The organism is Myxococcales bacterium (assembly GCA_016720545.1).
GTDB lineage: Bacteria > Myxococcota_A > Polyangia > Polyangiales > Polyangiaceae > JAAFHV01.
In genome coordinates this window covers 558,603-578,357 of the sequence record JADKKK010000003.1, presented here as the reverse complement: position 1 = coordinate 578,357, position 19,755 = coordinate 558,603, and the positions used below count along the sequence as shown (strand labels likewise).

At 71.2% G+C, this 19,755-nt stretch carries 19 protein-coding genes; 11 read left to right on the top strand and 8 right to left on the bottom strand.

The window, feature by feature from the left end; genetic code table 11:
- Window positions 1-24: 24 nt before the first annotated feature.
- Window positions 25-1,179 (bottom strand): ABC transporter substrate-binding protein, encoded by a 1,155-nt coding sequence (locus IPQ09_09630; GenBank protein MBL0194461.1) that lies wholly within the window; start codon window positions 1,177-1,179, stop codon window positions 25-27.
- A 224-nt stretch (window positions 1,180-1,403) separates the two neighbouring features.
- Here IPQ09_09630 and IPQ09_09625 point away from each other — a divergent pair, with 224 nt between their 5' ends.
- Window positions 1,404-1,898, top strand: coding sequence for a hypothetical protein (locus IPQ09_09625; protein MBL0194460.1), 495 nt, complete (start codon window positions 1,404-1,406; stop codon window positions 1,896-1,898).
- A 14-nt stretch (window positions 1,899-1,912) separates the two neighbouring features.
- Here IPQ09_09625 and IPQ09_09620 read toward each other — a convergent pair whose 3' ends face one another.
- Both IPQ09_09620 and IPQ09_09615 read right to left on the bottom strand, forming a co-directional pair.
- Window positions 1,913-2,308 carry a hypothetical protein gene (locus tag IPQ09_09620; protein MBL0194459.1) on the bottom strand — a complete coding sequence of 132 codons (396 nt, stop codon included), beginning with the start codon at window positions 2,306-2,308 and terminating at the stop codon, window positions 1,913-1,915.
- A gap of 119 nt (window positions 2,309-2,427) precedes the next feature.
- On the bottom strand, window positions 2,428-3,084 hold the full coding sequence (locus IPQ09_09615) for a succinate dehydrogenase (protein ID MBL0194458.1): 657 nt from the start codon (window positions 3,082-3,084) through the stop codon (window positions 2,428-2,430).
- A 213-nt stretch (window positions 3,085-3,297) separates the two neighbouring features.
- Between IPQ09_09615 and IPQ09_09610 the strand changes: the two genes are divergently transcribed.
- The 4 genes from IPQ09_09610 to IPQ09_09595 all read left to right on the top strand — a co-directional run bounded on the left by IPQ09_09610 (window position 3,298) and on the right by IPQ09_09595 (window position 7,626).
- Window positions 3,298-3,759 (top strand): acyl-CoA thioesterase, encoded by a 462-nt coding sequence (locus tag IPQ09_09610; GenBank protein MBL0194457.1) that lies wholly within the window; start codon window positions 3,298-3,300, stop codon window positions 3,757-3,759.
- Window positions 3,756-5,222 carry a prolyl oligopeptidase family serine peptidase gene (locus IPQ09_09605; protein ID MBL0194456.1) on the top strand — a complete coding sequence of 489 codons (1,467 nt, stop codon included), beginning with the start codon at window positions 3,756-3,758 and terminating at the stop codon, window positions 5,220-5,222. Before IPQ09_09610 ends, IPQ09_09605 begins: the two co-directional genes overlap by 4 nt.
- 74 nt (window positions 5,223-5,296) lie before the next feature.
- Window positions 5,297-6,766, top strand: a complete 1,470-nt coding sequence (locus IPQ09_09600; protein MBL0194455.1) for a hypothetical protein — start codon at window positions 5,297-5,299, stop codon at window positions 6,764-6,766.
- A 122-nt stretch (window positions 6,767-6,888) separates the two neighbouring features.
- Window positions 6,889-7,626 (top strand): extensin family protein, encoded by a 738-nt coding sequence (locus tag IPQ09_09595; protein MBL0194454.1) that lies wholly within the window; start codon window positions 6,889-6,891, stop codon window positions 7,624-7,626.
- A gap of 92 nt (window positions 7,627-7,718) precedes the next feature.
- On the opposite strand, the gene IPQ09_09590 is transcribed toward IPQ09_09595, so the two are convergent.
- A complete protein-coding gene (locus IPQ09_09590; GenBank protein ID MBL0194453.1) occupies window positions 7,719-9,662 on the bottom strand; it encodes a hypothetical protein in 1,944 nt (647 codons plus the stop codon).
- 229 nt (window positions 9,663-9,891) lie between these two features.
- On the opposite strand from IPQ09_09590, the gene IPQ09_09585 reads away from it, so the two are divergent.
- From IPQ09_09585 to IPQ09_09565, 5 genes are all read left to right on the top strand, one after another.
- The gene (locus IPQ09_09585; protein MBL0194452.1) at window positions 9,892-10,641 is read left to right on the top strand and encodes a succinate dehydrogenase; all 750 of its coding nucleotides are present in this window, start codon (window positions 9,892-9,894) and stop codon (window positions 10,639-10,641) included.
- A gap of 119 nt (window positions 10,642-10,760) precedes the next feature.
- Window positions 10,761-12,803, top strand: a complete 2,043-nt coding sequence (sdhA, locus tag IPQ09_09580; GenBank protein ID MBL0194451.1) for a succinate dehydrogenase flavoprotein subunit — start codon at window positions 10,761-10,763, stop codon at window positions 12,801-12,803.
- Between the two features lie 16 nt (window positions 12,804-12,819).
- A complete protein-coding gene (gene sdhB, locus IPQ09_09575) occupies window positions 12,820-13,596 on the top strand; it encodes a succinate dehydrogenase iron-sulfur subunit (GenBank protein MBL0194450.1) in 777 nt (258 codons plus the stop codon).
- 87 nt (window positions 13,597-13,683) lie between these two features.
- Window positions 13,684-15,426, top strand: coding sequence for a hypothetical protein (locus tag IPQ09_09570; protein ID MBL0194449.1), 1,743 nt, complete (start codon window positions 13,684-13,686; stop codon window positions 15,424-15,426).
- Window positions 15,427-15,609: 183 nt separating this feature from the next.
- The gene (locus IPQ09_09565) at window positions 15,610-16,026 is read left to right on the top strand and encodes a hypothetical protein (protein ID MBL0194448.1); all 417 of its coding nucleotides are present in this window, start codon (window positions 15,610-15,612) and stop codon (window positions 16,024-16,026) included.
- Between the two features lie 144 nt (window positions 16,027-16,170).
- Here IPQ09_09565 and IPQ09_09560 read toward each other — a convergent pair whose 3' ends face one another.
- From IPQ09_09560 to IPQ09_09545, 4 genes are all read right to left on the bottom strand, one after another.
- On the bottom strand, window positions 16,171-16,443 hold the full coding sequence (locus IPQ09_09560; GenBank protein ID MBL0194447.1) for a hypothetical protein: 273 nt from the start codon (window positions 16,441-16,443) through the stop codon (window positions 16,171-16,173).
- Window positions 16,440-16,868: a hypothetical protein gene (locus tag IPQ09_09555; protein ID MBL0194446.1), complete on the bottom strand. Its 429-nt coding sequence runs from the start codon at window positions 16,866-16,868 to the stop codon at window positions 16,440-16,442. The genes IPQ09_09560 and IPQ09_09555 overlap by 4 nt, the downstream gene beginning before the upstream one ends.
- A gap of 132 nt (window positions 16,869-17,000) precedes the next feature.
- A complete protein-coding gene (locus tag IPQ09_09550) occupies window positions 17,001-17,612 on the bottom strand; it encodes a TlpA family protein disulfide reductase (protein ID MBL0194445.1) in 612 nt (203 codons plus the stop codon).
- Between the two features lie 69 nt (window positions 17,613-17,681).
- Entirely contained in the window at window positions 17,682-18,629 is a 948-nt protein-coding gene (locus tag IPQ09_09545; GenBank protein ID MBL0194444.1) for a hypothetical protein, read from the bottom strand.
- A gap of 111 nt (window positions 18,630-18,740) precedes the next feature.
- On the opposite strand from IPQ09_09545, the gene IPQ09_09540 reads away from it, so the two are divergent.
- Complete coding sequence (locus IPQ09_09540; GenBank protein MBL0194443.1) at window positions 18,741-19,718, top strand: hypothetical protein; 978 nt, start codon at window positions 18,741-18,743, stop codon at window positions 19,716-19,718.
- Window positions 19,719-19,755: the final 37 nt, after the last annotated feature.

The window sequence follows — 19,755 nt, the reverse complement described above, 5'->3', positions numbered from 1 at the left end:
GTGACCGGGCCCCGAGCCTTCCGCCTACTGGCTCATGAGCTGGGTCGTGAACTTGAACTTCTTGCCTTTGATCTGGACCACGACGATGGGCTTGTTCGCGTTGTGGTTCTTGTCGATCGTGAGCTGCCCGGTGGCCCCCTCGAAGTTCTTCGTGTCGGCGAGCGCCACCTTGATGGCCTCGCGGTTGGTCTCGGGCGCGCGCTTGATGGCGTCGAAGAGGAGCTTCGCGGCGTCGTAGCCCTGGGCCGCGAGGCTCGTCGGCTCGCGGTTGAAGCGGGCCTTGAACGCGGTCACGAAGGCCGCCGAGTTCTTCCACGGTACGTCTGGCGCGTAGTGGTTCGTGAAGTAGGCGCCCTCGAGCTCCGCGCCCGCACCCTCCGTGAGCTCCGCCGAGTCCCAGCCGTCGCCGCCGACGAACGTGGTGCCGGGGATGCCGGCCTGCTTGGCCTGCCGCGCGATCTGCACCATGTCGTTGTAGTATACAGGTACGAAGATGACCTCCGGGTCCTTCGACTTCAGCTCGGAGAGGTAGGTCGTGAAGTTCGTCTCGCCCTTCTGAAACCCCTTGTCGACGACGATTTGGCCGCCGAGCTTCACGAAGCGCTCCTTGAAAGAGGCCGCCAGGCCGGACGAGTAGTTGTCTTGGGCGGCGAAGAAGAGGCCGACCTTCTTCTTCTTGAGGGTCTCGAACACGAAGCGCGCCGCGACGTCGCCCTGCTGGTCGTCGGTGAAGCACACGCGGAAGACGTACTCGCGGTCCTTCGTGACCTCGACCGCCGTGGACGAAGGCGTGACGAGCGGCACCTTCTTCGTGTTCGCGATGAGACCGCCGGCCATCGTGCGGCTCGACGCCACCTCGCCGAGGATCGCGAGCACGTTGTCGCGGTCGATGAGCTGCCGGACCTTGTTCGACGCCTCTTGCGGGAGAGACTTGTCGTCCTCGTAAAGGACCTTGACCTTCTTGCCCTTCACGCCGCCGGCCTTGTTGGTCTCGTCGAGCGCGAGCTCGATGCCGTCGCGGGTGTCGGTGCCGAAGGTGGAGTCGCTGCCGGACAGCGAGAGGAACGCGCCGACCACGAGATCGTCGCTCTTTTTCTCGCAGCCGGTGGAGCCGGCGGCGGCGACGACCACGAGGCCGAGCGTGGCGAGCGAGAGCGTGAACCTTCGGCGAGTGAGCATGATCCCTCCAGGCATGGACGGGTACCACGAAACCGTGGAGATTTGTTCCCCGCGGCGCCTCGGCGCCCGTACGCTGCTCGTGACCGTGCGCGAGCGCCGCCGCAAAGCGGTCACGCGTCGCCGCGAACCCCTACGACGAGCGACACGAGCGACACGAGCGACACGAGCGACACGAGCGACACGAGCGACACGAGCGACACGAGCGACACGAGAAAGGTACCACCATGGGTCAGTACGAGGTTGTTCAGCGCTTGGCGGCCGTCGCGACGACGTACGACGTGCGCGAAAAGGGCAAAGAAGACGTGGCGCTCACCGTGCGCGGCGCGCCGATGAGCCTCACGCCGCGGTTCGCCATCGTCGACGGGAGCGACAAGGAGCTCGCGAGCCTGGAGGGCAACTTCAACAAGACCGCGTTCCACGTGCTCGACGGCGAGCGCAAGGAGGTCGCGAGCGTGACCTTCCCGTCGATCGCGTTCAAGAAGACCCTCGCGCTCAAGGTGGGAAGCGAGACCTACACCGCCGACGCGGGCGTGCTCGCGCTCGAGTACGACTTCAGGTGCGCCGACGCCGCCGGCAAGGTGGCCATCGAGGTGAAGAAGCGCGAGGGCCTCACGCACGTGCGGGATCGCTTCGTGGTGGAGGCGGCCGACGGTGTGCCGCGCGAGGTGGCGGTCCTCGTGACCGTGGCGATCCACTCGCGGTACTTCGAGATGATCTAGCGCCGCCCTCCCGTTTACGGAGCGCCGCAGGCGAGCCACTCGCCGAGCTTCACGCGCTCGTCCTGAGGGACGTCGCTGTCGGTGGGCATCGAGTCGTTCGTGGCCTTGGGGCCGGCGGCCGTGGTGCTGAGGATCCCGCGGATCTCGCGCTTGACGGAGGTCGCCGAGTCGAGGTTCGGGCGCTCCTTGCCCGAGTGGCAAGAGACACAGTAGTTGTCCATGAACGGCTTGCCGAAGCTCGCGTAGGTGAGCGTCGAGCCCGGCGGGCACACCGCGCCCGTGTCGGCGCCCTGGGTGCCTCCGCCGCAGTGGAGCGCGAGGAGGGCGAGCACGACGGCGCCCGCAAGAGCGAGGCGCCCGAGCCCGTGAGGCGTCGCCAGGGAGGGAGGGGCAGCGGACGAAGCGTGCATGAGAAAACTCCCGCGGCCCCGCGGGGCGGTCGTGATGGGGTTCGCGGGGTCTGGTGTGCCGCCGGCGCGGATCGATCACCGCCCGCTCGACCGCGTCGATTTTTCCCGTCGAGCGAGGGTCAGGCGCCGGCGGACCAGAGCGCGTAGATCACCGCCCACCCCATGCCGAGCAGGGCGAGGAACAGACCGATCACGGCGGCGTCGAGCTTGCGGAGAGCGCGGCGGCTCGCCACGACGCCCCAGCCCATCGCGAAGGTGTGGAGGCCGTTCGCGAGGTGGAACGACACGCCGAGCGTGCCGAGCACGTAGACCGCGAGCGTCGGCCCGTGGTGCCGCATCTGCCCGGCGATGTCGGCAAAGGGCTCGGGGTGACCCTCCACGAAGCGGGGGTGGAGCATCGCGAGCCAGATGTGCGCGCCGAGGAACAGCATGAGGCCGATCGCCGAGAGGCGCTGCACGACGTACTTCAGGTTGTTGAACGACACGTGCCGGTGCAGGTTCGGGCGCGCCTGCGCCATGCGCGCCATGCCCCAGATCATGTGGAGCACGAGGGGCAGGAGCACCACGATCATCGTCGCGAGGTGCGCGAGGGGGTGCGGGTACTCGGTGACGGCGCTCTGCCACGCGCCGCCGCCCTTGAAGGCGGCGAGGTTGTTCCACAAGTGGCCCACGGTCCACACGCCGAGCGGGAACACGGCCAACAAGCTGCCGAGCCGGGAGCGCAGGAACGCGCCGTCGGTGGTCTTCGTGGGGGCGTCGGCGGTGGCTTCGGACATGGTGGATGCGGGTTTAGGACTCTTTCTCCAGGGTTGACAAGAGGAACCTGAAAGTGAGCCCCGAAGGGGCGAACCAAGGTCGATGGCGTGCCCGAGCCGAAGGCGAGGTCTCGCCATGAACATGCAAGCGAGCCCGGGCGAGCGGCGCGGCTAGAACCGACGAAACGGTCCCCGGGGGCACGGTCGGCCTCCACTTCCGCTATCGTGTGGGAGGTGACCACCCTCTCCTCCGGCGTCCGCTTCCACGAGAACGTCCACGGCATCTACTTCGACGATCTCGACGCGTTCCAGATATTGCACAACGCACGTTATTTGCTCCTCATCGAGCGGACGATCGGCTCGTTCTGGCAGCGCCTGGGCTGGGGCAGCTGGCGCGACATGCAGGAGAACGTCGACGCCCAGCACCTCGTGCGGGAAAACCACATCGAGTACCTGCGTCCGGTGGTGGGGACCGGCGAAGTCCGCGTGCGCATCTGGATCGAGCGGCTCGGGCGCTCGAGCCTCGTCTTCGGCTTCTGCGTGATGCCCATGGACGAGGACGTCGACTTCGCGGTGGGCACGCGCGCGCTCGTGCGCATCGACGTCGCCACGCGGACCTCCACCGCGTGGACCGACGCGTTCCGCGCCAAGGTCTTGCCCTACCTGAGGTCGCGGCGCGAGGAAGAGCCGCGGTGACCGGCTCTCGGCGAACGCGCCTCCCGCGCGCGGATCGTGCGGCCCGCGCGGCGCGGGTCGCGATCTGCGCCCTCGCGGGTGCCCTGGTGGCGCCTGCGGCCGCGCGCGCCGACGCCGAGCCGAGCCCCGGCGATCCGCTCGAGCACGCGACGGTGGACGGGCCTGCGATCGCCCACATGGTGCTGGCGCGCGGAAAGCGCACGGAGAACGTCGTGTTCGACGAGCTGGCCGTCAAGCGCCTCGAGCCTGGCCTCGTGACCCTCTCGTTCACGGCCGAGGGCCGCGCCCTCCGCGTGCCGTGGTGCGGCGGCCGGCGCGCCGTACGCGTGGCCGGGCGTGAGGTCCGCGCGCCAGGGGACGCGGCGTCGACGCGCCCTACCGCGGCGTCCGGGCCGTTCGTCGCGCCGCTGCCCGGCGGGCGGGTCGACGTGGCGATCGACGTCGTGGTGTCGCCGTACGAGCGGCGCGTCGCGTGTGGCGAGGCGCCGCGCGCGGGCGAGCCCGGGCGCGGGCCGTGGGGATTCTCCAGCCTCGCGTTCCCTAGTCCGTCGACGGCGCGCGGGGGCGGCGTGGCGGCCGTGTACGTGCCCAAGGCCCACGACCGCGCTCGACCCGCGAGCGTCCTCGTGGGCGTCCACCCGTGGAACGGCGGGATCTGGACGTATGCACAGTACACGCATTTGGTCCAAGAGGCGGAGCGCCTCGACGTGGTGCTGCTCCACCCCTCGGGGCTCGGCAACTCTCTCTACGTCGCGGAGGCCGAGGCCGAGGTGATGCGCGCGCTCGAGGCCCTCGGTCACGCGCTGCCGGTCGATCCGCGGCGCGTGTCGATCTGGGGCGCGTCGATGGGCGGCGCCGGGGCGACCACCATCGGCCTCCACCGCCCCGACAGGTTCGCCAGCGTCACGAGCTTCTTCGGCGACGCGCGCTACGATCTGTCCACGTACGTGCGCTCGATCCTCCACGACGAGGCCGGCGCGCACGCGGTGAACGCGCTCGACGTGATCGACAACGCGCGGCACGTGCCGATCTGGCTCGTGCACGGGGAGGCCGATCGGGTCTCGCCCATCCGCCAGAGCGAGCTGCTCGACCAAGCGCTCCGCGCGCGCGGGTTCGCCGTACGGTTCGATCGGGCTCCCGGGGTGGGCCACGAAGGGCGCCTCGTCGAGCGCTTCGCGGCGGAGGTGGTGCGCCGCGCGGCCGTCGCCGTGGCGCCCGAGCACCCCGCCCGCGTCACCTTTCGCAGCGTGCGCGCGGAGGACACCTCGACCTACGGCGTGCGCCTCGAGCGTGCCGGCGCGAGTGACGCGTTCGTCGACCTCGAGGGCAAAGACGGGCGCGTGGTCGTCCACGCGGCCTCGGGGGTGAGGGCCGTGGTGCTGAAGCCGGGCGCGCTCGGCGTCGCGTCCGGGGCGCCCGTCGAGAAGAGCGGCCCAGACACGGTGCCGGTCCGATGGGAGTGAAGGAAGAGCCGCCGGCGGCGCGCCCGCCCGGACCGCGCGCGCACCCACGCCGCCCGCCCGGGCCGAGGGCCGGCGTGCTCGGCCGCCTGCGCACCTTCGTCCTCGTCGTCACTCCGCTCCTCGCGGTGGTGGTGCTCGCGCTCGGCCTCCGCGTCGGCGCGAAGGGCGCCGTGCGCGCCGCCACAGTGTGGGGCGCCCCGCCGGGCAAGACCGCCGCCGGCACCACGCTGGCGTGGCAGATCGTCACGTTCGTCGACGATCGAGGCGTGCGCGAGGCCGTCACGGCGCGGGACCTCACACTCACTGCGACCACACGCAGCGGAAAAGTCGCTACATTTCGAGGGGATACGAACGACGACGGCGTCGCAGAGGCCGGCCTCGCGCTCGACGTGGCCCCCGGCGACGAGCTCCACGTGGTGGTGACCGCGCCGGGCGAGCGCCTCCCCCTCGCCGAGGGCGACGTGCGCGTGCCCTCGACCGGCGCGCCACCGTTCGGGCCGGGCCCCGCCTCGCGCGAGCGCGTCGCCCCCTCGCGGCCTACGAAGCGGACCGGGGGCCTCACGGTCGATCTCTTCGTGACCGACGAGCGGCTGGTGGTCGGGCAGCCCGTCCCCGTGGTGGCCAAGATCACCGACGACCGCGGGAGGCCGGTCGACGGCGCCGAGGTGAACGTGACGCCCGAGCCGGGCCTGGACGCCAAGCCGTTCTCGCGCACCTGCCGCGAGGGGTACGCCTTCGGCGAGCTCATCGCGCTCTTCCACACCGTGGGGCTCCAGGTCTCCGCCAAGGCGATGGACGGTCGAGAGGGCACGCTCTTCGCGGCTCTGCCGGTGGCGCACGGCGCGAACCTCGTCGAGGCGCCGCGCGACGTCGGCGTGACGCCGTTCCCCGTGACGGTGCGCGCGCCCGCCACGCGCGACGTGGCCTACGTGGAGATCGACAGCGCCGAGGGCCGGGTCTTCGGCACCACGCTCGTTCTCCGGCCCGATCGCTTCGGCCCGAGCGCCACGTTCCAGGCGCCTGCGCTTCCGCCGGGTCGCTACTGGCTCGTGACCTCCGGGGATCCGCGCGGCGCCGAGCGCATCGAGGACTCGACGGTAGCCCGGGCCTTCCGCGTGCGCGCCCTGTCCCCCGGCGAGCCTCCGGGGTCGGAGCGCGCGGCCAAGCTCACGTGCGAGGAGCGGGCCGATCTGTCGATGCACCCGGGCAGCGGGTTCGTGCGCACCGAGCTGCTCGATGGGCTCCCGTCGCGCCGTCGGGACGACACCTTCCGCGAGCGCGTGGGCGTGGGCATGGGCCTCGCGGGGCTGCTGGCGGCCGCGGTCATCGAGGTGATGCTCGCCCTCGCCGCCGTGCGCGAGGCGCGCGACGCGATCGAGATCGCGGTGCGCGAGGCGGACGGCGAGGCCGACGGGCAAGCCGGCGAGGGCGCTGGCACCCCGATCGTGGCCAAGCGGGGCAGCGCCGGCAGCGTGGTGGTGGGCCTCGCGGTCGTCGTGCTCGGGTTCGCGCTCCTCGCCGTGCTCCTCGTGTGGAAGGCGTGACGTGGGCTCGACAGAAGATGGCGCAATCAGCCGAGAATGCTTGACTATTTGGTATGTGCCGCGCGCTCGTCGGCCACCGAGAAAGGTGGTCACAGGTCGCGCCGCTCGCGCGAGGAATCCTCATGACCCTCCTGAACCAGTCGGTCGCGTCGGTCGCGTCGGTCGCGTCGGTCGCACGCATCGCTCCGGTCGCCGCGTCGGTCGTCCTCGGCTTCGCGCTTCACACATCGCCTGCGCGCGCCGACGACACCTACGCGCTCGACGAGGTCTCGCGGGAGATCCCCGCGCGGGGGCCGGTGCGCTGCCCCGCCATGCCGCTCACCGACTACTCGGGCAGCGCGCTGCGCTTCCACGCGCCGGCCCGCGTGCACCCGGCGTTCGTCGCGAAGCTCCGCGGGCTCGAGGACGCCGCGCGCGCCGTGGCGATCGAGGTGTACGGGCGCCCGCCGATCCGCATGCACCACCTGGGGACCTTCAACTGCCGGCGCATCCCGGCGTATCCCCACCTGGTGAGCGAGCATGGCCTCGGCAACGCCATCGACGTCGACGCCTTCAGCTTCGGCGCGCTGCCCCCTGGGGCGGCGCTGCCGGCCGGCGCGCCGCGCGCGCTCCGAGGCGCCTTCGACGTGAGCGTGGCCGCCCATTTCGGGGCGGTCGGGGCGGCCCGTGGGCGTGAGTCTCCCGTGCGCGCGCTGCACCGCCGCTTCTTGCACCGCCTCGCGCTCCGGCTCGCGCGGGACACGTCGCTGTTTCGCGTGGTGCTCGGCCCGGGTTACCCGGGCCACGCGGACCACTTTCACCTCGACATGGCGTCGTACCGGCTGGTGGTGGTCGACGCTTCGGCGGAGGCCGCGCGCTGACGCAGTCACGGCTTGGGCCCCAGGATCGCGCCTCGTCTACGTCAGCTCGTCTACGTCAGCTCGTCTACGTCAGCTCGTCTACGTCAGCTCGTCTACTTCAGCTCCACGACCCGCAGTGAGCGCGAGAGCACGCGCTGGCCCGCGAAGCCGCTGGCCTCGGTGGTCCACAAAGGCGCCTGCGCTCGGCCGAGCGCGGCGGCGACGATCGCGTGGCGCTGGGCGACCGCCTTGGGGTCTGCCGTGGTGTTCGAGGGCAGCACGCTCACGGCCTGGCGCGCGAGGATCCCCGCGTCGCGCCCGAGCGCGGCCCACCACCCAGGCACCTGACCGAATTCGTTGTAATATGCAGCGACCTCCGGATCACCAAGGGCGGCGACGCGGTCCCGCTCGAGCGGCAGGATGCCCGCGCTGACGGCGAACACCCGCGGCGCGGGGGCAGGGGAGGGCTCTGCGGGCGGCTCGGTGTCGAGCACCACGCCGACGAGCGGTCTTGGACCGGCGGCGGCGCCACGCGTCGCGAGCTTGATTTCGGCCAGCGTGTCGGTCAGGCACTCCCTCGCGCCCGCGACCACGAAGGTGCGGACGCGCTCCTTCGCCCAGGCCTCGAAGGGGAATCGCGGCATGCCCGGGCGCGGCGCCTCGGCGTCGCAGTCGACCGTCTCACGTGCCCTGCCGAGTCCGCCGAGCGCCAGGGCCGCCTCGAGCGCGTCGCGGCCCTTCCCCCGCGAGGTGGTGAGCAGCTGCACCCGCCGATCGCCGAGCGGGGCCAGCGCGCGCGCGAGCATGGCGGCCTGCGTCGCCCGCGCTTCGCCGATCACGTAGCCCGCCTGGGTGGGGACTGGCTGGCGCGCGGGGGGATGCAGGAGAACGACCGGGAGGCCGTGGTCCTCGCCCCACTTGAGCGCGTGGTCGGCCGAGCGCCCATCGAGGCCGGCGAGCACCACCCCGGCGCCCTCGCCGAAGAGCTCCTCCATCGCCAGGTCGGAGGCCAACCCCTTGCCCTCGCTCGCGTCGGTCCGCACCACGAGGCGGAGCGGGTCGGTGCGCGCCGCCGGCGCCTTCGGGAGCTCGAGGGCCCAAGAGACCCCGCGGAGCACGGCGGCGGCGGCCTCTCGGCGCTCCGCGTCGCCCGTGGAGAGCAAGAGGCCGACGGTGCGGCCCTGCACCTCGCGGAGGCCTCGTCGGCTCGCGGCGAGCTCGAGGATCGTGGGGCCCGAGTCGCCGAGCGCGTCGGATCCCCCGGGCGTCACGTCGAGGAGCCATCGCGCGAGCGTCGCGTCCTCGTTCTGGACGACGATCGCGGCGACCCTCATCGCGACCAGGCGCTGGATCTCCGCGCTGTAGCCGGTCTGCTGGGCCGTGCGCATGGCGCGGTAGGTGGCCTGGAGCACGCCGGCCGGCATGCCCTCGAGGCCGGCTGCGATCTTCGCGCGGCTCGCGACGCGCTTGTCCTCGGACACCCCGCGCAGCCAGGCGTCCATGTAGCCGATCGCCTCGTAGTCCTCGCCAGCGCCGAGCGCCGCGAGGCAGAGCTCTTCGAGGAAGATGCCGCGGAGGGTCTCGTCGACGGCCTTGCCGGCGAGCGGCTGGAGCAGCGCGAGCGCCTGCGGGTGGGCGCCGCGGTGCCGCAGCGACTTGGCCCGCGCCACGGCGAACATGTCGCGCTCCGGGCCGGCGCGCAGGGCCCTGGGGTTCGACTCGAGGAGCGCGAGCAGCGCGTCGGCCTTGTAATATTCGCCCGCCTGCATGAGCAGGAACGCGAGGTAGAGCTGCGCCGTGGTCGCCGTCCCGTCCCCCGGGAAGCGCTTGAGGTGCCGCTCGAGCGCCTCGCGCTGACGGTCGGCGCCTACGTCGCGCCGCTCCCACGCGTCGCGCAGCTCCTCGAAGGCGAGCGTCGCCTCCATCGTGCTGGCCGTCGCGTACACCGGCCGTGCGTCGCGCGCGCCTCTGCCGCACGCCGCACACGCCGCACACGCGGCGAGCGCGCCGACCACGGCGACCGCACGGGCGGCGCGTCGCGACGTCGAGGAGCCCATCGCCGGGGAGCTTAGCAGCCCGTGAACGAACGGACCGGCCGGGCTGCCGGGGCGCGCTCGCCCCGCGCGCCGCGCGGAGCACGGGGGGCGGGCGTCTTCGCCGCGGGCGGGCGAGCCGCAGCGTCGGCACAATTGTATTGTGATAATCAGTGGATACGTGAGCTCAGGGGGCCCCTCGGCGCCCTCCACGCTCCTTGACGTCGGCGCCCCCTTCTTCTAGATGCGAACCGTGTCTACAGGTTCAGCGACGGCCGCGCCGGGCGGCGAGCACGCCGCGAGCGGCTCGCTCGGGGGCCGGCGGCGTGCCTTCCTGCTCAGGCGGCTCCACTCGCTCTCCGGCGTGGCGCCCCTCGGGCTGTTCCTCGCGGTCCACCTGTGGACGAACGCGTCGCTCCTCGGGGGCCGCGCGCCCTTCGACCACGCTGTGGGCGAGATCCAGCGCACGCCCATGCTGCCCGCCGTCGAGGTGCTCGGCGTGCTGCTCCCGCTCGCATTTCACGCGATTTTCGGCGTCTACTTGGCCACGCGGGGCCGCGCCAACGTGGCCGCCTATCCCTACGCGCGGGCGTGGGCCTACGTCTTCCAGCGGCTCACGGGCGTCGTCACCTTCGCCTTCGTCCTCGCCCACCTGTGGGAGCTTCGCGTCCAGAAGTGGCTCTTCGGCATGTCGGAGCTCGCGTTCTACGACACGCTCGTCGCCCACCTGTCCGCCGTGACGGCCGGCCTGCCCGTCATCGCCATCGGCTACCTCCTCGGCATCGCGGCCAGCGTGTTTCACCTCGCCAACGGGCTCGTCACCTTCGCCCTCACCTGGGGCCTCGTGACCTCGCGCGCCGCGCAGCGCCGCCTCTCGCGCGTCGCGGCGGTGCTTGGGGCCTTGCTCTTTCTGGTTGGCGCCTCCACGGTCCTCTCGGTGGCCACGGGCGCGCGCCTCCCCGCGTCGCTCACGTCTGCCCCCGCGGGGAGCGCTTGCCCATGAACGCTGCCCGCGCGCCGTCTCGTCCGTCTCGTCCGTGTGTCGCTCGTTCGTCTCGTCCGTCTCGTCCGTCTCGTCTCGCCGTCCGCCCCCGCAACGTCAGCTAGGAGTCGCAAGTCGCCATGGCAGCCAAGGCCACCACCACCTCAGAATCCGGCAAAGTCCGCCGCGTCATCGTCGTCGGCGGCGGGCTCGCCGGCCTCACCACGGTCATCAAGCTCTGCGAGGCGGGGGTCCCGGTCGACCTGTTCTCACTCGTGCCGGTCAAGCGATCGCACTCGGTGTGCGCGCAGGGCGGCATCAACGCGAGCGTGAACACGAAGGGCGAGGGCGACTCGCCCCAGGTGCACCTCGAAGAGACCGTCTACGGCGGTGACTTCCTGGCCAACCAGCCCCCCGTGAAGGGCATGGCCGACGCGGCGCCGGGCATCGTCTACATGCTCGACCGCATGGGCGTGCCGTTCAACCGCACGCCCGAGGGGCTCCTCGACTTCCGGCGCTTCGGCGGCACGCTCTTCCACCGCACGGCGTTCGCGGGCGCGACCACCGGTCAGCAGCTGCTCTACGCGCTCGACGAGCAGGTGCGGCGCTACGAGACCGTCGACGTGGAGGACGACAAGGGCATCGTCATCCGCGGCGAGAAGATGGTCCGCAAGTTCGAGTTCTGGGACTTCCTGTCGCTCGTGCTGGACGACGAGGGGCGCGCGCGCGGGATCGTGGCGCAGGACCTGAAGTCGATGCAGATCGAGTCGTTCCCGGGCGACGCGGTGTGCCTCGCCACCGGCGGCCCCGGCATCGTCTTCGGCCGGAGCACGAACAGCGTCATCAACACGGGCACCGCCGCCGGCGCGGTGTACCGGCAGGGCGCGGTCTACGGCAACGGCGAGTGCATCCAGGTGCACCCCACCGCCATCCCGGGCGCCGACAAGCTGCGCCTCATCTCCGAGAGCGCGCGCGGCGAGGGCGGGCGCGTGTGGGTGCCCAAGGACCCGAAGGAGAAGCGCCGCGGCAAGGACGTGCCCGAGCGCGACCGCGACTACTTCCTCGAGCACAAGTACCCCGGCTACGGCAACCTCGTGCCGCGCGACATCGCGAGCCGCGAGCTGTTCCTCAAATGTTTCCACGACGGCCGGGGCGTCTTCAACCAGAAGAGCGGCAAGAACGAGAACGAGGTCTACCTCGATCTGACCCACATCCCCGAGGCCACGCTGCGTCGTAAACTCGCGGGAATTCTCGAAATTTACGAGAAGTTCGTCGGCGAGGACCCGTACCACAACCCGATGCGAGTGTTCCCCGCGGTGCACTACTCGATGGGCGGACTCTGGGTCGACTTCGAGCGCTCCGCGGACGGAGGCCTCGTCAAGGGCTCCCCCCGCAACCAGGCGACCAACATCGAGGGCCTCTACGCGGCCGGCGAGTGCGACTACCAGTACCATGGCGCAAACCGCCTCGGCGCCAACTCGCTCCTGTCGTGCATCTACGCCGGCCTCGTCACCGGCCCGGCGATGGCCACCTACCGCGCGAACCTGCAGAAGAGCTCGTGGGACCTCTCCTCTTCGGTGTTCGAGCAGGCCGAGAAGCGCGAACAGAAGAGCTACGAGGCCATCCTCAAGATGGACGGCAAGGAGAACGCGTACGTGCTCCACAAGGAGCTCGGCGACACCATGCTCCGCGACGTCACGATCGAGCGGCACAACGACGTGCTCGACAAGGTGCTGGAGAAGGTGAGCGAGCTCGAGGAGCGCTACCTCAACATCGGCGTGACCGACACGAGCCCGCGCGCCAACCAGGGCACGCAGTTCGTGCGGCACCTGAAGAACATGCTCATCATCGCGCGCGTCATCGCGACCGGCGCGAAGAACCGCGACGAGTCGCGCGGCGCGCACTTCAAGCCCGCCTTCAAGACCCGCGACGACGAGAACTGGCTCCGCACGACGATGGCCCTCTACAAGGAGGGCGACGGCGGAAAGAGCGAGGTCAACTTCGTGCGGTCGGTCGACTACAACCTGCTCGGCAAGAGCGTTCACGTCACCGACGCGGTCGACATCTCGCTCGTCACGCCCCGCGCGCGCAAGTACGAGACCGCGGGCGCCGCGAGCGCCACCGCGACCGGCGCGAAGGCCGAGCCCAAGGACGCCGCAAAGGACGCAGGCGCGAGCGCCTGAGGAGAACGACACCACCATGGCAACCAACAAGTCCGCGAAGACCCAGCGCGTGCGCGTCCACCGCCAAGACGGGCCGCACTCCCCCGAGACCAAGCGCGTCGAGGAGTTCGACGTCGAGTGGCACCCGCAGATGAACGTCATCAGCGTCCTGATGGAGATCCAGCGGAACCCGGTCACCGTCCAGGGAAAGACCGTGGCGCCCGTCGTGTGGGAGTCCGTGTGCCTCGAGGAGGTCTGCGGCGCTTGCACGATGCTCGTGAACGGCAAGGTGCGGCAGTCCTGCACCGCGCTCATCGATCAGCTCTCCCCGAACGGCGAGCCGATCGAGCTCGCGCCGATGACCAAGTTCCCGCTCGTGCGGGACCTCGTCGTCGACCGCAGCCGAATGTTCAACGATCTCAAGAAGGTGAAGGCCTGGATCAACCTGGACGGCTCGCACGAGCTCGGCCCGGCGCCGCGGCAGTCGCCCGAGAACCAGGAGGAGGCCTACCCCCTCTCGCGCTGCATGACCTGCGGCTGCTGCATGGAGGCGTGCCCGCAGGTGAACGAAGGGTCGAGCTTCATCGGCCCCTCCGCCATCAGCCAGGTGCGCCTCTTCAACCTGCACCCGAGCGGCAAGATGCACGCGGCCGAGCGCCTCGAGACCCTGATGGGCGAGGGCGGCGTGGCCGACTGCGGCAAGGCGCAGAACTGCGTCGAGGTCTGCCCGAAGGAGATCCCCCTGGTGGACAGCATCGCGCAGGTGTCCCGACAGGCCACCAAGCAGCTGCTGTTCGGCTGGCTCCTCAAGTAGGCTCTCGTCCCCGCGTGCCCGCGGGGCGGCGCGCCCACGACGACCAGTGAGGTTGCGTCGCGGCCACGCGCACGAGAACATCGAACGATGCGCGCCTTCTTCTCGCTCGGTGCCCTCGCCGCTCTCTTGCTCGCAGGGTGTGGCGGCGGCGTGTCGAGCGTGCGTTTCACGGACTTCGAGGCGGGCAAGTCGGTCGCGGGGATGCCCATCGCAGGGACCGACCTCGCGACCCTCAAGCAACAGGCCGCCGCGTTGCCCGCTGAGGTGTTCGTCGATCGAGTCGGAGAGCGCATCACCGGAGGCCCCGAGGTCTATCACGTGACGATCCTCCGGACGGACGCGCCGCTGTACGACGACGGGCGAAGGCGGGACGTCCCGGTGACGCTCGAGTGGGTCTTCGAGGGAAGCCGCCTCGTCGCCGTCGGGTGGAGAGGCGCGACCGAAGACATCAACGGAACCCGCGACAAAACCGCCCGAGCCTCCTACAAAGTCTTCGACCAGGCGGCGCACGCGCGTGTGATGGCTCGCGAGGCCGTACGCGACCGAGAAGTCGCCGCGCGTCAGAGCGCCGCGGCCAAGATCGCGAGCGACAAGGAGGCCGCCCTCGGAGACGCCCAGCTCGCCGAGCTGGACCGCACGAAGGTGAGCCCGCTGACGCTGCTCAACAAGCCCGGGTTCTCGCGGTTCCTCGCGCGCACGGCGAAGTTGGAGGCCGAAGCCCCGTTCACCGCGGCCGGCATCTACTACCACCTCAAATTCAGCATCTCCGTCGACGACGTCAACGACGCGCTGACGAGACACACGCGGGACGGCCTCCTGCGAGCGCTCCTGCCGGCGTGTGGACGCGCGATGCCGCTCGTCGATTGGGGGAGACAAGTCCCTGAGACGGCCTATTGGTTTCGAGGCGGCCTCAGCGCGAACGCCCCGCCCGGCTACCGATACTGCATGTCGGACGGCAGGCTGTACCAGCCAGACGCGCTCAAGCAACACGCGGTCGCGGCGGGCAGGACCCTCTATGCGGTGACGGTCGGCCCGCGCAGCATCTCCGACGTGAAGCGCGCGGGGAACACCCGCTCGACGAGCACCGTCTCGAAGAACTTCACGGTTCAAGAAGCGAACCCGGCGCGCGAGGCGGCGCTCGCCCCGCTCCGCGAGCTGGATCGAAGGCTCGGAGAGCTGCGGAGCGAGCTCGCCGCGGTCGAGAAGGACATCGAGACGGCGAAGGCGAACCGAGGCTGCGACAAGTTCGAGGGCGTCGACCCCGGCAAGACCGGCGCGAACAGCCGGGTCGGTGGGCCGGTCTACTCGAAGGTCCAGTGTGGCTCGGCCGTGCTCCAACAGGGGCAGGCCGAGCGCCGCGCCGCGGAGCTACGACCGCTGGTCGCAGCGCAAGAGAAGCGGATCGCCGACGAAATCCAGAAGCTCCCGCCCGCTCAACGCCCCGTGATGAAGACGTCGACCACGACCAAGACCGACCACTTCACCATCTGGACGGCGAAGGTCCGGCAGCGCATCACCCTCGCGACCTCCCCGCCCATCGTGCTCGACGAGCCGCTCTCGGTCAGGGTCGAGATCGAGAGCAACAAGGGCGAGGCCGAGGCGACGAGGCTCTTGTTGGGCGAGTTCGATAGGGAAGCTGCGTATTTCCTCGAGCGTCCGTTCGCAGCCACGATGGAAGAAGGCCTCAAGAAGGGCACGCTCCGCGCGCCGCCGATCAATCCGCGCCTCACCGGCGAGGCCGCCCAGACGGAGCGGCGCTGGGCGGAGTACTTCTTTGCGAACGGCAGCGCCGAAGGCTTGTGGCCGCCGCCGACGCCGTGGAACTGGTGAGGCGTCCGTCGCCACGCAACCACTCGGGGCTCCCCAGTAGAACTGCATGCAAGTTGCATGAACATGCAAGCGAGCCGCAGGCGAGCGGCGTGCCTAGGCCACGCGACCGAAGGGAGCACGGCAGGAACATGGTGCGACAACGGGTCGCATGGGTAGGCGCGCGTGACGTGGTTCCCTGGCGCCATGAAGTCGCCGTCGCTCGCCTCGTTCTCCCTGCGCTCCCTGCGCTCCCTGCGCTCCCTGCGCTCCCTGCGCTCCCTGCGCTCCCTGCTCTTCGCCTCCGCCCTCGCGACCATGGCCCTCGTCGTCGGGGCGGGGTGCTCGGACGATCACTCCCACGGGACGACCTCGTTCGCCACGTGCCTCGCCATCATCGACGCCTGCCACCCGGTCGATCCGGGCACCGGGCAGATCCACGAGTGCCACGAAGCGGCGGAGTCGGCGACGAGCGACGAGGCGTGCGTGGCGAAGAAGGACTCCTGCCTCGCGCTCTGCAAGGCCGCGCCGCCGGTGACCGCCGACGCGGGCTCGGGCGACGCCGCGACCGACGCGAAGCCCCAGGCGGACGCCGCCACCGACGCGGCGCACTCTCACGACTGACGCACGGCGGCCACGCCCGTTCATCGCAGCGGCGCCCTCTCTTTCGCCGCTCGCGCGCCTCAGCCACGCCGACAACACGCGCCGCGAAGGGGGGAGCGTGAGGGGGGAACGCCCTCACACCCACGCCGCACCGGCTGCCCCACCTCAGCCACGCTCCGCGAGCGCCGCCACCCCGGCGCCGGTGACGCGGTAGACGATCTCGGAGTCGCCCGCCTCGCGCTCGTCTTCCTCGCCGTCGGGCGCCTCGCCGTATTCGCCGATCGCCTCGACCAGCCCGAGCGCGCAGAGGCGGTCCATGGTGTCGTACTCGTCGCGGGAGAGCTCGCGCGAGTCGAGCCCGCCGTGGTCCTCGTCGGACAGGCGCACCTCGCGTAGCAGCGCGATCTCGGCCGCGCCGAGCGCGTCGCTCGCGGTCACGGGCTCCTTGGGAAGACGTCGAACGCGTACGAGTACTCGCCGTGGTCGTCCTGCGTCACGAAGCGCACGCGCACCCGATCGGCGAGCAGCTCGCCCGCGATGTCGCGGGGGCGCTGCACCCAGCTCGTCACGACCGAGTGGATGAAGCCGCGCACGTCGTCGTCCCAGCGCGTGTGGAGCTGCTGGAGGGTGAGCCGCCGGGTGCCGCCCTCGATGAGCTCCTTCAATTCTCCGAGATCGACCGCGGAAGCCCGGAAGCCCACGCCGGTGTCGACCGCGGTCGGCAGCCTGCCGGCGAGCCCCTCGTCGAGCTTCAGCGCGTGCGCCTGGCGCGGGTCGAGGCCGCGTCCCGGCGGCGGCGCCTTGACCGACGGAAAGGGGGGGAAGGGCCTCGGAGTTGGGCCGTGGGTCTCGTCATCCGACACGCCCGCATGATTGCGCACGCTTCGTGGCCAAGGAAGGGAAACCCGCCGGGGCGCCCCGGGCGGCCGCGCGCCCCGGCGCGTTCGGCGCCGCCGCGGACCCGAGGCCGAGCCGAGGCCGGTCAGCAGCCGACGCTACAGGGCTTCCTTCACGAGGCGATCGAGGTCCTCGTCGCTCGTGACGCCGGTGCGGATCGCGACCACCTTGCCCTCGCGCGAGATGAGCACCAGCGTGGGGATGTTCGTGACGTTGAACGCGGCCGACCCCGAGTTGTCGAAGTCGTGCAGGATGGGGAAGCTCAGCCCTTTGCGCTGAACCCAGGGCGCCACCGAGTCGAGGTCGTTCTTCGCGTTCACGTTCACGCCGAGGACCACGAGGCCGCGCTCCTTGTGGCGACGGTAGATGCGATCGACGACGGGCGCCTCGGCCTGGCAGGGGCCGCACCACGTGGCCCAATAGTCGAGCAGCACCGGCCGCCCCTTGAGCGACGCGAGCGCGATCTGCTCGGTCTTCGGGCCGAGCGCGTCCCCGTTGGAGAGGACCGGCAGGGTGAAGTCGGGCGCCACTTTCCCGATGCGCTCGGCGTGCGCCGTGCGGAACATCTTGGGGAGCCCGAAGAAGCCGAAGAGGAGCGCGAGCACGACCACGGCGAGGCTCACGACGTAGAACGCGCCATCCGACGGGTCGGCCTTCTTCGCGGGGGTCTCATCGGGCTTTGGCGCGGGGGTCTCGGCCTTCGCGGTCATGGGGACTCTCTACCACGGCGCGCGAAAACCGCCGCACGGTCGGCGCCCGCGGGCGGCGCGAGCGAGCTGCTACAGGCCCCAGTAGAGCATCTCGTGGACGACCGGCTGGGTGCCGACGGCGAGGTGCACCTCCAGCTTGTCGCCGCGGGGGCGCACCACCGGCTCGGGGAACGAGTCGGCGGGATAGTAAAGTGCCTTGTCGAAGCCGGACGCCGTCAGGAAGAAGAGGTGAAACCCGGCGCGCGCGAGGCCCGAGATGAGCAGCACTCGGTTGTCGCCGAGCGCCCGCACGTCGAGCCACTTGAAGCCGAGCTCGTCGAAGCGCTCCGGGGAGGGGAACACCACGCCGAGATCACGGACCTCGGGCACGTGCGCCTTCAGGTACTTGTGCAGCACGTCGTACCGCACCTTGGTGATGCGCGGCAGCGACCGCTCGCCCTCGAACAATCGCGGCCAGGTCTCGGGGCGCGCGCACGGGAGCTCGACCTGCGCTCGGTACCGGTCCGAGAGGTTCGCCTCGCCCGCCAGCGCCGCGTCGGAGAGCGCCTTGAGCCACCAGTGGAACACGGGCAGATCGCCCGTGCCCGCGCGCGAGGTGAGCGACACCAGGCTCTCCCAGAGCGGGTTGCGGACCGCCCAGCGGCCGCCGTGGTTCTTGACGATGCACGCCGCCACGTACGCGGCGCCATGCACCACCACGTTGAAGAGCGTGTTGTCGGCCGCCCCCGCGGCGCCGCCGTCGCTCGCCCAGGCCTCGCGGCGCTCTCTCGTGAGCGACGCGCTCAGCCGGTGCACGCTGGCGTCGGAGAAGTCGAGGACGGCGCCCTCTACCAGCCGCGGAAAGAGGGCCGCGAAGCGCAGCGCCGTGTCTTCGAGCTGGTCGACGAGCGCGGGGTTCTTGCCCGGGTTCGCGTCGGTCGCCCGGGCGAGCCCGAGGTCGGCGCGGGCCGACTCGGGGTAGAGCGGCAGGAAGTGGGAGAGGAAGAGCGACTCGGCGGTCGTGGGGGTGGCGTCCACGGCGCGAACCTAGCAGCCCACGAGGCGGCGCCGCTCGGCGAAGCGACACGCCGCGGGCTCGCGGGAAACGATTGCAGAACGGGCGCGCTTGGGGTCTTTGTTTTTCAGCCCATGTTGACCGCCGACGTTCGCTTCGAAGGGTGGACCCACGAGTCGTGGTCTCGGTTCCTCGCGCTGTGGAAGCCGCGGGCGCGCACCGAGGATCGCGAGGCCGAGCGGGCGCGCGGCGGGCTCTTCGTGCTCCACGAGGGCGGCGTCATCCGGAAGCTGGTCCACACGAAGCGCGGCCGGCTCACGCCGGGCGGTCCCTGGCCGACCCCGCTCCCGGAGCTCGCCGCGCGCCACGGCGCGAGCTTCGCGATCGCCGCCGAGCGCTACGCCCTCGAGGAGATCATGGAGCGCTTCGGCGCGCGGCTCCGGCGCAGCGACGACCTCACGGCGCAGGCGCTCACGCTCGTGGGGATCGTGCAGCAGATGACCGCCGAGGGACTGCTCGAGCGCTGGCCGCGTCGCCTGCACGGCGTGCCGCCGCCCACGCAGACCGTGGTGCGTCGCGCCCTCGACTCGGTGTGCCCGTCGGGCAAGTCGGTGATGCTCGGCCTCTTCGACCAGGGCGAGCTCTACACGATGGCCGTGCTCCGTCGGCAGGGCAGCGGCTTCGATGTCCTCGCCGGGCCCGCGGAGGTGCTCCCTCGCACGGGGCACCTCTCGGGTGACTGGCGCCGAGACGACATGTATCTCGCACGTACCGTCGAGGAGCTCTACGGCCCGCTCGCGCTGGGCGTCTTCGCCGAGGTCGACACCTTCCAGCGCCTCCAGCGCGAGGCCCGACCCGGCGAGTGGGGCCGCGCGGTGGCCATCCGCGAGGTGTCCGTGTCCCCGGTGCCGCCCGCCATCGCGCTCGCCCTCGGCATCGACGGGGCGAGGTTCGCGGCCGAGCGCATCGGGAGGCTCCCCGCCGTGCGCAGGCTCGAGCCGGTGCTCTCGCTGCTCCGCGACACGGTGGGCGCGGCGGCGGGCGACACCGACCTCGCGGGCGTGCTCGGGTTCGATCCGCTCGCGGCGCTGCGGGCGCTCCTCGCGCGCTGAGCACGCGAGGGCGCCTACGCTCGAAACGACGGCTCGC